Origin of the sequence: Rhodomicrobium lacus (genome assembly GCF_003992725.1) — a bacterium.
GTDB classification, from domain to species: domain Bacteria; phylum Pseudomonadota; class Alphaproteobacteria; order Rhizobiales; family Rhodomicrobiaceae; genus Rhodomicrobium; species Rhodomicrobium lacus.
On record NZ_RZNF01000001.1, the window covers coordinates 141,123 to 155,577 of the forward strand.

A 14,455-nucleotide genomic window follows, 5' to 3' on the forward strand; every position below is an offset into this window, starting at 1 on the left:
AACCGTCAAGAAGCGGCTTGCGTGGCCAACGAGGACTGAGCTGTGAGAAAAGCGCGGATCGAACGGAAGACAAAGGAAACCGGGATCGCTGTCGAGGTGAATCTGGACGGAACCGGCGCTTTTTCAATAGCGACGGGTGTCGGCTTTTTCGACCACATGCTGGAGCAGCTTTCTAAGCACTCCCGCATCGACATCACCCTCTCGGCCGAGGGCGACCTGCATGTCGACCAGCATCACACGGTTGAAGACGTCGGCATCGCGCTGGGGCAAGCCATCGCGCAGGCGCTGGGCGACAAGCGCGGCATCGGCCGCTACGCGCACGCCTATCTGCCCATGGACGAAACGCTGACGCGCGTGGCGCTCGATATTTCGGGCCGCCCCTACCTGATCTGGCGCGTGACGTTTCCGACCGAGAAGATCGGCCAGATGGACACGGAGCTTTTCCGCGAGTTCTTTCAGGCGCTGGCACAGAATGCCGGGATCACGCTTCACATCGAGACGCTCTACGGCGAAAATGCGCATCATATCGCCGAAAGCTGCTTCAAAGGCTTGGCGCGGGCGCTGCGCGAGGCCATTCTGATCGACGAGGCCGCGCGCGGCGAAATTCCATCGACGAAAGGGCAGCTCGGCGGGTGACGCCTGGCTGGAACCGCCCATGATCATTTACACTGTGCACGAGCCGCCGCACTCCACCGGCAATGTCGAGGAGCGCTCCGAACACGTTGCCTTCGTGCGTGAGGGCTTCACGTTCTGGGGCTTTCTGTTCGGCCCGTTCTGGCTGCTCTGGAATCGCCTCTGGCTGGAAGCCATCGCCGTGGCGGCGCTGGCGGCGGGGCTTTATGCAATCCTGATCCAATTCGGCGCAGGCGAACAGACCGCGGGAATCGTCAATCTGCTTGTGGCGCTCATCATCGGCTTCGAGGGCAACGACCTCATCCGCTGGCGGCTCCAGCGTAAGGGGTACACCTTCATTTCATCCGTTGCCGGGCGCGACCGCGAGGAATGCGAGCACCGCTTCTTCGCGGCATGGATGCCTCCCGTGGCCGGGATCGGCGGCGGAAGGGCTTCCGGCCCGGTCAAGGGCGCATGGCAGACGCCGCACTCCGTGGGCACCTGGCCGGAGGCGACGGCCTGACATGAGCGTCGCAATCGTCGATTACCAGTCGGGAAACCTTCACTCAGCGGCCAAGGCGTTCGAGCGCGCGGCGCGCGAAGGCGGCTTCGACACCGACATCCGCGTAACCTCGGACCCCGAAGCCGTGCGCCGCGCCGACCGCGTGGTGCTGCCGGGCGTCGGTGCGTTCGGGGACTGTTATCGCGGGCTCTCGGAAACGCCCGGCATGATCGAGGCGTTGAAGGAAGCCGTGTTCGACCGCGGACGACCGTTCTTTGGCATCTGCGTCGGCATGCAGATGCTGGCGGATCGCGGGCTTGAGCATGGCGAGCACAGGGGGCTTGGCTGGATCGGCGGCGAGGTGGCCCTCATCGCGCCGTCCGACGCGCGCCTCAAGATCCCGCATATGGGCTGGAACACGCTCGACATGGCGCGCCCGCATCCGCTGCTGGACGGCATTCCCGGCGGCGAGGAGGGCTGGCACGCCTATTTCGTGCATTCCTATCACTTCAAGCCGACGGATACGGCCGACGTGGTGGCGCGCACGGATTACGCCGGCCCGATCACGGCGCTCGTCGCTCGCGACAACATCGCGGGCAGCCAGTTCCACCCGGAGAAAAGCCAGAAGCTCGGCCTCAGGCTGATTTCAAATTTCTTGCGGTGGCGGCCTTGAGGTGACGCGAAGTCTGCCCGTTGCGGCTGAAGATGGCCTTGAGGATCTGGCTTTTCGATCGCGCGTCGGCGATCTGCGAGACCTTCTCGCCAAACGCGTCGCTCGTATTGAACGCCACGGCCTCTTCGCCCGTCTCGCAGACAAGCAGGCGGTCCCGGAATGTAAGGTCCTGCATCAGGGCCGCGCGAATTTCGTCAGCCGTTGCCTCGGTGCGGATGAACCAGACCCCCGTCATCGGGTGTTCCCATTCCGTTGCGAGCCTGCGGAGGGTATCGGCTGCCTTCGCGGCGCGCTTCTCACGGTGAAACTCCCAGCAGACGAGATAACGGCGCATCGCACACTCTTCGCATAACTCGGTTTGAACGGGGCCTCTCGGACTGATACTAAAGGAAAGCCGACGCGTCCGGTCAAAGAAAACAGCCTGCGCTCGTGGTGTTGATCCACGTGTGTTTAATCCTGGGGACAACTTGAATGATTCTCTATCCCGCCATCGATCTCAAAGACGGGCAATGCGTGCGCTTGAAACAAGGTCTGATGGATCAGGCCACGGTGTTCAACGACGACCCGGCGGATCAGGCGAGGCAGTTCCAGGCGCAAGGCTTCTCCGCGTTGCATGTCGTGGACCTGAACGGCGCGTTTGAAGGCCGCTCGGTCAACGCCGACGCCGTGACGCACATCCTCGCGGCGGTCACGATCCCGGTGCAGCTCGGCGGCGGTATACGCACGCTCGAAGGCGTGTCGCACTGGATCGACCGGGGCGTGTCGCGGGTGATCCTCGGCACGGCCGCCGTGCGCGATCCTCATCTCGTGAAGGAAGCGTGCGCCCGCTTTCCGGGAAAGATCGCGGTCGGCATCGATGCGAAGGATGGCCGCGTTGCGGTACAGGGCTGGGCCGAAACGTCCGAGCTTTCGGCTGTGGACCTTGCGCAGCGCCTTGCCGACGTGGGCGTCGCCGCGATCATCTACACCGACATCGCGCGGGACGGCATGCTGACCGGCCTCAATCTCGAAGCGACCGCCGAACTGGCCCGCGCCGTGCACATTCCCGTGATCGCGTCCGGCGGACTTGCCGGCATCGCCGACATCGAAAGGCTTCTGTCCCCGGCCCATGCCATCATCGCGGGCGCTATCGCGGGCCGTGCGCTTTACGACGGGCGGCTCGATCCCAAGGCGGCGCTTGCGCTCATCGGCGGGGCATCCTGATCCCGCGAAGGAAACGCAAGCTTCGCCTCATCTCGCGGGTTTATCTGTCACCTGATCGGGGCGTTAACGCCCCGTTGCCTTCTGCAACACATAATTGACGAAATCCGCCACTACCGGCAAAGGAGTGGCAAACGATGCCTGCGAAAGGAAGAGCCTCCTTAATGGCAAAGCGACCGTTGCTTGGCAGCGATAGGGCGGGCCCCGCTGCTGTTTTCTTCCTTTTGCTTCTGCTTTTCGCCTCTGCTTCCATAGTCAGGGCGCGCGCGGAGGAGACGCCGCAAGGCAGCGTCCCCGCGAGCGATGCCCCGTCGGAAAAGAAGGCGGAGGAAAAAAGAACCGAGGCTCCCCCGCATTCAGAGGCTGTCAAGCCCGTGGAGAAGGCCGAGGCTTCCCCCTCACCGGAACAGAAAGCCGAAGCTCCGCAGCGTGCGGAAAAAGTCGAAGCCTCTCAGCCACCGGAAAAAAAGGCCGAGGCGGCGCCTGATGCAAGGTCCGACAGCGACAAGCCGCTTCCCAAGGCAGCCGACGCCCCGGAAGCGAAGCGACCTTCCCAGACCCAGACGAGCGCTTCCGGCAATGCCAAGACCGGCGGCGACGGCAAGGAAGCGCGCCCCGCAGATAAAGCCGCGGAGAAGTCTTCGGCAGAGCGCGAACGTGCCGCCGAGAAGGCTGCCGACCAGCCGAAGAGCCTCACGCCCAGAATCGACGGCGGCAATGGCGACCTCGCCGTGCGCAGTTCCACCATCAACGCCCTCTACCGCATCCACTGGATCGGCGCGCATATCGGCGATTTCCGCATCCGCTCGTCGATCACGAACCGCCAATATTCCTTGCAGGCCGACGCCAATATCAGCGTCTTGTTCGGCAGCGTGAGCTGGCAGGGCGTGACATCGAGCAGCGGGCTCATGACGGCCAACGGACCTGTTCCGCAAAACTACATTTTCCGCTACCAGACGGGCAATCGCGGGGAGACGGTGGAATTGCGCTTCCAGCAGAGGATGGTGCGCGACATTCTGATCAACCCGCCCGCGCGGCCGGGCCCGCGCAATGCCCCGATCACGGCGGCGCATCTGCAGAACGTGGTCGATCCCTTGAGCGCGCTCGTCCTTCTTTCGCAGGCGCGGCTCGCGAAAAATACGGGCGAAGGTGCCTGCAACAAGCGCCTGCCGATCTTCGACGGCAAGATCCGTTATGACCTTGTGCTGTCGCCGAAGGGGACGCGATCGGTCTCGGGAGCCGGCAAACTCAGGGGGCCGGCCTATGTCTGCAGCGTGCGTTATGTTCCGATTGCGGGCTACAAGCTGGGCAAACCCGGCGAAAATGATTATGCAACCGGAAATACCGGTATAGAAGTTTGGCTTGTACCGTTGCCGGAAGCAGGTTTAATAGTACCCTACTATGTGCATGTGCCGACCCCCGCAGGCACCGCTTCCCTTGTGACAGCGACATTCAACGTGGAAACGGTCGGGGGGCGTCATGCACTCGCCGAGTGAAGAGGGGAAAGACACGGGCTACCATTCGCGACGATAGGCTGAGCTGCCGACGAAATCACGGCGGGCTCGCTTTATTGCCGCAGGCGCACCTCTTCGCACACGCATCGCGCCGAAGCCTGATACATAACCACCAACAGCGTGCGGTTTATCAGAAAGTCCGCTCATGAGCGCATCAACGCAGACGGCTTCCATCAAGCCATCCCAGTCCCGTCATGTTACGGCGGTGCTGGGTCCGACCAATACCGGCAAGACGCACTTGGCCATCGAGCGCATGCTCGGACACGAAAGCGGACTGATCGGCCTGCCTCTCAGGCTTCTCGCCCGCGAAGTGTACGACAAGATCGTCGCGCAGATCGGCCCGCGCGACGTTGCGCTCATCACGGGCGAAGAGAAGATCAAGCCCGAACGTCCGCGTTATTACGTCTGCACCGTCGAGGCAATGCCGCGCGATGTGGAGGTCGACTTCCTGGCCGTCGACGAAATTCAGCTTGCGGCCGATCCGGACCGGGGCCACGTCTTCACCGACCGCCTGTTCCACGCACGCGGGACAAGCGAGACGCTGCTGCTCGGCGCCTCGACCATGACGGATGCGATCCGCGAACTGATCCCCGGCGCGAACTTCATCGCGCGCCCCCGTCTGTCTAAGCTGACCTACTCCGGCCAGAAGAAGATCACGCGGCTGCAAAGCCGCTCCGCCATCGTGGCGTTCTCCGCGAACGACGTTTACGCCATTGCCGAACTGATCCGCCGCCAGCGCGGCGGCGCTGCCGTCGTGCTCGGCGCGCTTTCGCCCCGTACGCGCAACGCGCAGGTCGCGCTCTATCAGAACGGCGATGTGGATTTCATCGTCGCGACCGACGCCATCGGCATGGGCCTCAATCTCGACGTCGATCATGTCGCTTTCGCCGGAACCCGCAAGTTCGACGGGCGGAATCACCGTGACCTTACGCCCGCCGAGATCGGCCAGATCGCGGGCCGCGCGGGCCGCCATCTGAACGACGGCACTTTCGGCGTGACCGCCGATGTGGACCCCTTCGATCAGGATGTCGTCAACAAGCTCGAAAATCACGATTTCGAGCCGGTGAAGCTGCTGCAGTGGCGCAATACGCGCCTCGATTTCGACAGCGTCGATCGTCTGAAGGACAGTCTGCGCCAGTTGCCGGACCATCCGCGTCTTACGCGCGTGCGCACGGCAGATGATGTCGAAGCGCTCGATCTCGCCGCCAGCGATCCTCGCATCGCGGAACTCGCGACCGGCCCCGGCGCGGTGAAGCGGCTTTGGGATGTCTGCCAGGTGCCGGACTACCGCAAGGTCGGCCCGAACCAGCACGGCGATCTCGTCGCCATCCTGTACAAGCACATCATGACAGGCGAGGGCCTGATTCCGGAAGACTGGTTCGCCCAGCAGGTCGAACAGGCCGACCGCACCGACGGCGACATCGACACGCTGTCGAACCGCATCGCGCACATCCGCACCTGGACGTTCGTCTCGAACCGCTCCGAGTGGCTCAAGGACCCCGAGCACTGGCAGGGCAAGACGCGCGAGATCGAGGACAGGCTCTCCGACGCGCTGCACGAGCAGTTGACGCAGCGCTTCGTGGACAAGCGAACGAGCGTGCTCATGAAGAGCATGCGCGACAAGGACAGCCTCTTCGCCGAGATCGAGAAGGACGGCCGCGTCGTCGTGGAGAAGCATTACGTCGGCAAGCTCGAAGGATTCTGCTTCACGCCCGACCTCGAAGCCACGTCCGGCATCAACGGCAAGGCCGCGCGCAACGCCGCAGCGAAGGTGCTGGTGCATGAACTTGCCGCCCGCGCGGATCGTCTCGCATCGGCACCCGATACGGGTTTCACGCTGACACGCGAGGGGCGGATCGTCTGGGAAAACCAGGAGATCGGCAAGCTCGCCGCGAGCGAAGATCCGCTTAAGCCGGCCTTCGTGCTGAACTCGGACGAGCATCTCGCCGCCATCGACAAGGAAAATATCGGCAAGCGCGTCGATACGTGGCTCCAGCACTATATCGAGGTGCGTCTCAAGCCGCTCGTCGAGATCGCCAAGGCCGAGGAAATCACCGGCCTTGCGCGCGGTATCGCGTTTCGCCTGCGCGAAAGTTTCGGCATCCTCAAGCGCGATACCGTGGCCGAGGAAATCAAGTCGCTCGACCAAGATGGCCGCGCCCAGCTTCGCAAATATGGCGTCCGTTTCGGCGCGCATCACATCTATTTCCCGCTGCTTTTGAAGCCTGCCTCGGCGGATCTGCTGCTGCTGTTCTGGCTCCTGAAAAGTGGCGCCGAGCATAATTTGACGCCGGCATCCATCGGCGAGGCTCCACGCCAGGGTTTGACGTCGGTGCCGAAGACCGCCGAGTTGCCGGAGGCGTTCTATCGCGCGGCGGGTTTCCACGTATGCGGACCGCGCGCCGTGCGCATCGACATGCTGGAACGGCTCGCCGACATCATCCGGCCGCTCACCACGTGGAAGCCGACCGACACCAGCGCCGAGCCGCCGGCTGGCGCGGCGGGCGGCGGCGCTTTCCGCATCCGGCCCGAGATGATGTCCATCATGGGCTGTTCGGCCGAAGAACTGGGGGCGATCCTCGAATCGCTCGGATTCCGCCGCGAGAAGCGCCCCGTCAAGAAGGCCCCGGCCACTGACGTCGCGCAGGCCGCAACGGGCGCCGAACCGTCGGTCGTGACGGAAGCAGCAGCCGAAGCCCAGACCGCCGGACCGGAAGGCGAACTCGCGCCGGAAGGCGCGCCGCAAGCTTTCTCGCAGGCCGAACACCAGGACGGCGTTTCCATCGAACCTGCGCAGGAAGAAGCTGCCGAAGCAGCCGCAACCGTCGCGCGGGGCGTGGCCGAGCCGCACGCCGAGGCGTCGGCGGACGAGCCCGCTGTTTCGGAAGCGACCTCCGCTGCCGCCGAAAACGCCGAGCCGGAGTTTGAGGAAGTCTGGCGTTTCCGTCGGCCGAAGCCGAAATTCGAGCGCGGCGAAGGACAGGGAGACCGTCGCCCGCAGCATCGCCGCCATGGCGGCGCAGGCCATGGCGATCGCCCACAGGGCGAGCGCGGCGGTCAGCGGCAGCCCGGAGAACGCGGCCCGCGTCACCGTTCCGATACCCCACACCAGCCGGCAGCCGCCGCTGGCGCGGAGGCCCAGGCAGGACAGAATGAGAGCGCTGCCGCGGGTGGCGACCGCAGAGAGCCGCGCCGCGATTTCTCGCGCGACCGCGGCGGCCCGCGCGATCAGAACCGCGAGCGGGGCGACCGTAACCGCCACCAGCCGCGCTCCGATGGCAATCGCGATCGCCCGCAAGGCGAACGTCAGGGCGACGGACCACGCCCCGACAATGCCGAACGCCGTTCGGGCGGCGGCCAGCCGAACCGGCCTCAGCATCAGCGCTCCGACCGGCCGAACGACCGCAATCGCGATGCGCGGCCTCCACGTCCGCAGGGCAGGCAGCCCATCGCCGCCAGCGCGGCACCAAAACGGGCTTCCGGTGCGGTCGATCCCGATTCACCCTTCGCGGCACTGAGCCAGCTCAAGGAGCGCCTCGAAAAACAGACCGAGGATCAGACCGCTTGACAGCACCGGACGAGCAGCGCCTCGACAAGTGGCTCTGGCATGCGCGGTTCGTGAAATCGCGCAGCCTCGCCGCGAAGCTCATCGAGGAGGGCTGCATCCGGGTCAACCGTCAACGCGTCGTGAAAGCCGCCACCTGCATCAAGTGCGGCGACGTGCTGACGGCGAGTCTGTTCGGGCGTGTTCGCGTGATCGAGATACGCGGCATCGGCGAGCGGCGCGGGCCTCCCGAGGAAGCCGCCGCGCTTTATAGCGAGCGGCTGGGGCCGCAGTCGCCGGTCTCTGGAGGCGGCGAAGCGAGCGAATCGAACGCCTGAAGCGAGGCCTTTCGCGCGGAGGAGCCGATCAGCGCATGCTCATCGGTCCATGAAGTCTCGCCGGAGGCTTCCCCGCCAGCTCCATCGGGGCAGCCACGTGAGCCGCATGCTGCTGGGGCGCCGTACGTAAAACCGCTTGCGCTCTATCGACCGCCCCGCCGCGCCACGTCGCGCCGAATCTCGGCCCATGCGCGCAGCCGTTCCTCGATACGGACCTCGTAGCCGCGCCCCCTCGGATGGTAAAACTCGGCGCGCTCCAGCCCGTCCGGGAAGTAATTCTGACCCGAGACGCCTTCTTCCGTCTCATGATCGTAGACATAGCCCGCGCCATATCCTTCGCTCTTCATGAGCTTCGTCGGCGCGTTGAGGATGTGCTTCGGTGGCGGCAGCGAGCCGCTTTCCTTCGCATAGCGCATCGCCGCGCCATAGGCCTTGTAGGCCGCGTTCGATTTCGGCGCGGTGGCGAGATAGACGACGCATTGCGCGAGCGCGAGTTCGCCTTCGGGGCTACCGAGGAAGTCGTAAGCGTCCTTCGCGGCGATGGCCTGCACGAGCGCGTTGTGATCGGCAAGCCCAATATCCTCCACCGCCATGCGAACCATGCGCCGCGCGAGATACAGCGGGGCCTCGCCGCCGTCGATCATGCGGCAGAACCAGTAGAGCGCCGCGTCGGGATCGGAGCCACGCACCGCCTTGTGCAGCGCGCTGATGAGATCGTAATGGCCGTCGCGGTTCTTGTCGTAAAGCGGCGCGCGGCGCTGCACGATTTCGGTCAGTTCGGGCGCGTCGATGGGTTGCGACGGATCGCGGCCGATGGCGAACACGTCTTCCGTGAGATTGAGCGCGGTGCGCCCGTCGCCGTCCGCCATGCCGATCAGCGCGGCCCGCGCGTCCGCCGTCAGCGGCAGTGTCTTGCCGAGCACGCTTTCCGCGCGCGCGAGAAGCTGCCCGATGTTCTCATCCGTCAGACGCCTGAAGACGAGCACCTTGGCGCGCGACAGAAGAGCGCCGTTGAGTTCGAAGGAGGGGTTTTCCGTCGTCGCGCCGATCAGGATGATGGTCCCGTCCTCGACGAAGGGCAGAAACGAGTCCTGCTGCGAGCGGTTGAAGCGGTGGATTTCGTCCACGAAAAGGATCGTGCCCTGACCGAAGCGCTGGCGATCCTTCGCGGCGTCGAACACCTTGCGCAGGTCCGCCACGCCGGAAAAGATCGCGGAGATCTGCTCGAAATGCGCGCCCGCACCCTTCGCCATGAGCCGCGCGACGGTGGTCTTGCCGGTGCCGGGCGGCCCCCAGAAGATCATGGATCGCGGAGCTTCGCCATCCGCGATGCGGCGCAGCGGGCCACCCTCGCCGAGGAGATGCTCCTGCCCGATCACCTCGCCGAGCGAAGCCGGACGCAGCCGGTCGGGAAGCGGTCGCGACGCCAGCACGGCGGGCGACGGCGGCACGCTTTCAAACAGCGTTGCGCCTTCGTACGGTGCGGATGATGATGAGCGCGGTTTGGCCATGACTGTCACCGGTGGGAGTTCGGCTGCACTTCGTTCGCTTGCCGGCTTGCTGGAGATGGCAACGAGACGCGGAGATTTGGAGGGCGCGCCTCTCTCGTCCATCTTCGCCGGGCTATGGGAGCCGCGTCAATGCGCAGACCGGAAATTCGACGCGGGCGTGCTGGAGAGGCCGGGCCGAAGAAATACATCGCATCGCGCTTCCGCCACCCCAGGATTTGTTCCTTGCCTGTCAGTTCGCGCATGATCGGACTTTGGGGGCCATCGCGTGACGACGGCCCCCCCAAGCTTGCTGCCCTGAACGCGTTTTCATGCACGATCCAGTATGCACCTTGCTCAAAAACGCTCCATCCACTGGCGCGCTGCATGCGTCCACGGATGCGGCACAGGACCGATCTTCCGATAGACCGCCAGCGAAAAGACTGCCGCCGCATCCCAGTCGCGAGGATGCTCCCCGCTAAGCGGCAGTAGGAGGCTTTCGCATTCGGGAACGGCACTGTCGCACGGTTGCAAAGTGCCTTGTGCTTGTTGCTTTCAACCCGAACTGGTGCCCATCTTGTGGCATAGCCGCGAGCTTAACAAGCCGCCTGTCGCCGCTGTCTACAAGCTGGGGACAATTGTCGGGCAGTTGCGGCTACGTGTCCACAAACGACGAGAAACGTCTCTCCCCGGATTTTACACATCATTGAAAAACATGATTTTTTGTATCGGCAGCGAAGCCGCGTCCGAATGGATCGGGTGTGCGGCGGCCGGTGTGGAAAATTCGGCGCAGGCGCGTTTGCGGCGTGGGGTCCTCGGGCTGATCCGGACGTACACGGATAAATTGCAACCCGCGCTGCCGGTTAGATGCAGCGCGGGGATCGCCGCCGCCTACTTCGCCGAGGACGGCCTGAAATCGAGCGCCACCCCGTTCATGCAGTAGCGCAAGCCCGCGGGACGCGGCCCGTCCGGAAACACGTGCCCAAGATGAGCGTCGCAGCGTGCGCAACGCACCTCCGTGCGGTTCATCATGAAGGAATGATCCTCGTGCGTCGTGATGGCATCCTTATCCACGGGGCTCGTGAAGCTCGGCCAGCCGGACCCCGAATCATACTTCGCATCCGAGGCGAACAACGGCGCGCCACAGCAGACGCAGGCGAACACGCCTTCGCGCTTTTCGTCGTTCAGCGGGCTGGACGCCGCTCGTTCCGTCCCGTGCTGACGCGTGACCTTGTATTGCTCGGGCGTCAGTTTCGCTCGCCACTCCGCATCGCTCTTTATCATGCGCTCGGTCATTGACCCGACCTCCTCTCGCATTCTTCTTGAATGTGTTATGTGGAGGCCGGTAGCCTTTTTGAAGAGGGCGCCCCCGCAGTCACCCTGCCCTTCCGCTCACAACGGCGTCATCCGTCCGGCCTCCGAGAATCACCGCAATGATCATGTCCTTCAGATCTCTCCGTCTTGGTATCGCGGCCCTCGCCGTGCTGACAGGCTCGACGCCTGCCATGGCCGCCGGACCTTCGCCGGATGGCGCTGGCCTGAGCCTCCTGTGGTGTCTGCCTTTCGCTGGCGTGCTCCTGTCGCTTGCGCTCCTGCCGATGATCGCGCCGCATTTCTGGCATCGGCGGCAGGGACTGGTCGCGCTCGTCTGGGGGCTTCTCTTCCTCGTGCCGTTTGCAGGCGCCTTCGGTTTATCCGCAACGCTGCATCAACTGCTCGATGTGGCGCTGCTGGAATACATCCCCTTTATCGTGCTGATCGGCTCGCTTTACATCATCGCGGGCGGCATCTGGCTCGGCGGCAGCCTCAGCGGGTCGCCCGGCCAGAACACGGCGATCATGGCCGCCGGAACGGGCATCGCAAGTTTCGTCGGAACGACCGGCGCTGCGATGATCTTCATCCGCCCGCTGATGCGCGCGAATCGCAGCCGGACGCATCAGGCTCATCTCGTGATCTTCTTCATCTTCCTCGTCTGCAACGTCGGAGGCGCGTTGACCCCGCTCGGCGATCCCCCGCTCTTCCTCGGCTATCTGAAGGGCGTGCCGTTTTCCTGGCCGTTCCAGCATCTGTGGCCGCATACGCTTCTGCTCGCGGCCATTCTTCTCGGCTGGTTCTATCTGATCGACCGCCGCTATTACAAAACCGAGACGCCGCGCGAGCACCGGCTCGGCGGCGAGGGCCTGAAGATCTGGGGCGTGGTGAACCTGCCGCTGATCGCGGGCGTGGTGTTCGCGGTTGCGGCAAGCGGCACGACCTTTATCGGACCTGTCGACATCGCGGGTGTCGAGGTGCGCGGCGAAAGCCTTGTGCGCGACGCGGCGCTTGTCGCCCTCGCCTTCTTGTCGTTGGCGCTGACCCCGCTCAAGGCGCGCCGACAGAACGAATTCAGCTGGGGCCCCGTTATCGAGGTGGCGAAACTGTTCGCTGCGATCTTCGTGACCATCGTGCCGGCGATTGCCATCCTGAAGGCGGGCGAGCACGGTGCGGCTGCGCCGTTGTTCGCCGCCCTCGGCACCGCCGACGCTCCGAATCACATCGCCTATTTCTGGCTGACCGGGCTGCTTTCGAGCTTCCTCGACAATGCGCCGGCCTATCTCGTCTTCTTCAACGCGGCGGGCGGCGACGCGGCGGCGCTCTCCGGTCCGCTCGCTTCGACGCTGGCCGCCATCTCGGCGGGCGCGGTCTTCATGGGCGCGCTCACCTATATCGGCAACGCGCCGAACTTCATGGTTCGCGCCATCGCCGAGCATCAAGGCGTCAAGATGCCGAGTTTCTTCGGCTTCATGGTGTGGTCGGGGGCCTTCATGATTCCACCGCTCCTGCTGATGACAGCGCTGTTTTTCGCCGGCTGATAAGGCGCAAGGCGTCAAGCGGCCGAGGCGAGCGGAGCTGCAACGCCGTCATAGCGGTTCCTGCGCGTCTTTTAAGCCGCTGAAACCGCTCATTGAACGATATCGCGTCGAATTGCCTGAGATGATCGCTTATGAGGTCTTGCACCTTGGCGGCGGCTGTGGCAGTTTCCGCCGCATCGCTGCAGTAGCTCAGTGGTAGAGCACTCCCTTGGTAAGGGAGAGGTCGAGAGTTCAATCCTCTCTTGCAGCACCATCCATCCCCCTGACATCTCCGAGAAAAGCGCGCCTTGCGAGGGCGAGCAGCGATAGTCCCCGGCTTCCGCGCATTCCGGCAGAATCGTGGAATAGGTCTGCCTCCCATGACGCTTACATAATCTCACTCCAGGGTGGCATCGTTCAGTTTCGTGGAGCGAACCGTAAGGCATGCGAAGCGGCGCTCATCGCGCCGATTTCGGGATACGGGGGCGGCGCGTGTCGACATCGCTCGGACGTCGCAAATAAGTTCGACGACTTGTTGCGGACGCGGTTTGCCGTTTTGGAGCTTTTTTCAAGCGTGGCATCGCGGCTGCCGGCGCGCTCACATTCTGCGCAGCCGTCACGCTTGCCGCAGCCGTGTTGCGAACTGTCTGTCCGCAGGAGCAACCACTTCATCCGGTTTGCCGTCAGCGATTGACTTGCTGACAGGCTTCCAGATTTCTTCCGTCCCAGCCGCCGACCGTCGCCCCAACGAGTGCCGAATGCTGCCCGGAACTGCCTTTCATCAGGATGAGGCGATCAACCCGCACCCAAACGAAGCCGTCTGATCGCGGATTGATCGAATCCGTATCGGCATCGCCGACGAGGGCGCCGGACTTCAAATGCGACCAAGGGTGAATCGGCGGCTTTGGTCGCATTTAAAGTTCATAAGGCGCTCCGGAAATTAAAGTTTGGAGCGGCTCGTGAATTTGAAATCGGCAATGCGCTCGTCAAAAAGCGAGGCCGATTTCAAATCCGCCGCTCCAGAATGAAATGCCGCCTTGGGGCAGCGTTCGATTACAGCCCGCTTTCGCAGCCAAAACCACCGGGCTTGCGGCCATATTCCTTCGTGCCCGGGTAGTGGTTGAACCCGCTCTTGTCCACCCACACAACCGAACCGGGGCACTTGGCCGCCGCTTCACGCTCGCTGGCGAACTGACCGCGCTTCGGCTTTTCGACGCTGACCTTTGCCGGACCGGAGCCCGCCTCGTCTTCGCCCTTGCGCTTCTTCGGCTTGGCGTTTTCTTCTTCCTTCGCGGCAGCCTTGGCCTTCTGCTTCTTCTCGCCGTCTTCTGCTTTCACCTTCTTCTCGGGCGCGGCTTTCGCGGCTTCCTTGGCCTTGGCTGGCTCCGCAGGCTTTTCCTTCTTTTCGCCTTCAGCCTTGGCAGCTTCGGAAGCGGGCTTCTTCGGCTCTTCCGCCTTGACCGCCTCGGCCACAGGCTTTTTCGCCTCGTCGGCTTTCACGGCTTCCTTCGCGGGCTCGGCAGGCTTTTCAGCGGCGGCGGGCTGGGCCACCTTCGCTGCATCGTCAGCCTTCGCAGGCTGATGCGCATGCTCGGGCTTCTTCGGCTCTTCCGCCTTTACCGCCTCGGCCACAGGCTTTTTCGCCTCGTCGGCTTTCGCAGCGTCCTTCGCGGGCTCGGCAGGCTTTTCGGCGGCGGCGGGTTGGGCCACCTTCGCCGCATCGTCAGCCTTCGCAGGCTGATGCGCATGCTCGG

The 14,455-nt window shown here is 64.1% G+C and carries 13 protein-coding genes, 1 tRNA gene and 1 pseudogene; 10 read left to right on the forward strand and 5 right to left on the reverse strand.

Translation table 11 applies throughout. The annotated features are described in order from the left end of the window. Window positions 1-42 precede the first annotated feature (42 nt). From hisB to hisH, 3 genes are read left to right on the forward strand one after another with little or no spacing between them, the layout of a single operon-like run. Complete coding sequence (gene hisB / locus EK416_RS00675) at window positions 43-636, forward strand: imidazoleglycerol-phosphate dehydratase HisB (protein WP_127075311.1); 594 nt, start codon at window positions 43-45, stop codon at window positions 634-636. Between the two features lie 19 nt (window positions 637-655). Then, window positions 656-1,135 (forward strand): DUF2628 domain-containing protein, encoded by a 480-nt coding sequence (locus tag EK416_RS00680; RefSeq protein WP_127075313.1) that lies wholly within the window; start codon window positions 656-658, stop codon window positions 1,133-1,135. Between the two features lies 1 nt (window position 1,136). Then, a complete protein-coding gene (gene hisH, locus EK416_RS00685; RefSeq protein ID WP_127075315.1) occupies window positions 1,137-1,787 on the forward strand; it encodes an imidazole glycerol phosphate synthase subunit HisH in 651 nt (216 codons plus the stop codon). Here the strand turns inward: hisH and EK416_RS00690 are convergent. Further along, entirely contained in the window at window positions 1,750-2,121 is a 372-nt protein-coding gene (locus EK416_RS00690; RefSeq protein WP_127075317.1) for a hypothetical protein, read from the reverse strand. The genes hisH and EK416_RS00690 overlap by 38 nt on opposite strands. A gap of 137 nt (window positions 2,122-2,258) precedes the next feature. Here EK416_RS00690 and hisA point away from each other — a divergent pair, with 137 nt between their 5' ends. The 4 genes from hisA to EK416_RS00710 all read left to right on the forward strand — a co-directional run bounded on the left by hisA (window position 2,259) and on the right by EK416_RS00710 (window position 8,383). Continuing rightward, entirely contained in the window at window positions 2,259-2,990 is a 732-nt protein-coding gene (gene hisA, locus EK416_RS00695; RefSeq protein ID WP_127075319.1) for a 1-(5-phosphoribosyl)-5-[(5-phosphoribosylamino)methylideneamino]imidazole-4-carboxamide isomerase, read from the forward strand. Between the two features lie 161 nt (window positions 2,991-3,151). Then, window positions 3,152-4,483, forward strand: a complete 1,332-nt coding sequence (locus EK416_RS00700; protein WP_164729788.1) for a DUF3108 domain-containing protein — start codon at window positions 3,152-3,154, stop codon at window positions 4,481-4,483. Between the two features lie 163 nt (window positions 4,484-4,646). Next, complete coding sequence (locus EK416_RS00705; protein WP_127075323.1) at window positions 4,647-8,069, forward strand: helicase-related protein; 3,423 nt, start codon at window positions 4,647-4,649, stop codon at window positions 8,067-8,069. Further along, on the forward strand, window positions 8,066-8,383 hold the full coding sequence (locus EK416_RS00710; RefSeq protein ID WP_127075325.1) for an RNA-binding S4 domain-containing protein: 318 nt from the start codon (window positions 8,066-8,068) through the stop codon (window positions 8,381-8,383). The genes EK416_RS00705 and EK416_RS00710 overlap by 4 nt, the downstream gene beginning before the upstream one ends. A 143-nt stretch (window positions 8,384-8,526) precedes the next feature. On the opposite strand, the gene EK416_RS00715 is transcribed toward EK416_RS00710, so the two are convergent. Next, window positions 8,527-9,894 (reverse strand): replication-associated recombination protein A, encoded by a 1,368-nt coding sequence (locus EK416_RS00715; protein WP_127075327.1) that lies wholly within the window; start codon window positions 9,892-9,894, stop codon window positions 8,527-8,529. Between the two features lie 682 nt (window positions 9,895-10,576). On the opposite strand from EK416_RS00715, the gene EK416_RS00720 reads away from it, so the two are divergent. Then, window positions 10,577-10,813, forward strand: a complete 237-nt coding sequence (locus tag EK416_RS00720) for a hypothetical protein (RefSeq protein WP_127075329.1) — start codon at window positions 10,577-10,579, stop codon at window positions 10,811-10,813. Here EK416_RS00720 and msrB read toward each other — a convergent pair. After that, on the reverse strand, window positions 10,762-11,166 hold the full coding sequence (gene msrB / locus EK416_RS00725) for a peptide-methionine (R)-S-oxide reductase MsrB (protein ID WP_127075331.1): 405 nt from the start codon (window positions 11,164-11,166) through the stop codon (window positions 10,762-10,764). The genes EK416_RS00720 and msrB overlap by 52 nt on opposite strands. A 137-nt stretch (window positions 11,167-11,303) precedes the next feature. Between msrB and EK416_RS00730 the strand changes: the two genes are divergently transcribed. Both EK416_RS00730 and EK416_RS00735 read left to right on the forward strand, forming a co-directional pair. Continuing rightward, complete coding sequence (locus EK416_RS00730) at window positions 11,304-12,722, forward strand: sodium:proton antiporter (protein WP_210210956.1); 1,419 nt, start codon at window positions 11,304-11,306, stop codon at window positions 12,720-12,722. Between the two features lie 178 nt (window positions 12,723-12,900). Then, window positions 12,901-12,975, forward strand: a tRNA-Thr gene (locus tag EK416_RS00735). A 409-nt stretch (window positions 12,976-13,384) separates the two neighbouring features. Here EK416_RS00735 and EK416_RS00740 read toward each other — a convergent pair. Beyond that, entirely contained in the window at window positions 13,385-13,615 is a 231-nt protein-coding gene (locus EK416_RS00740; RefSeq protein ID WP_127075335.1) for a hypothetical protein, read from the reverse strand. 139 nt (window positions 13,616-13,754) lie between these two features. Further along, a pseudogene (locus tag EK416_RS17605) lies at window positions 13,755-14,455 on the reverse strand (hypothetical protein); the annotation flags it as partial.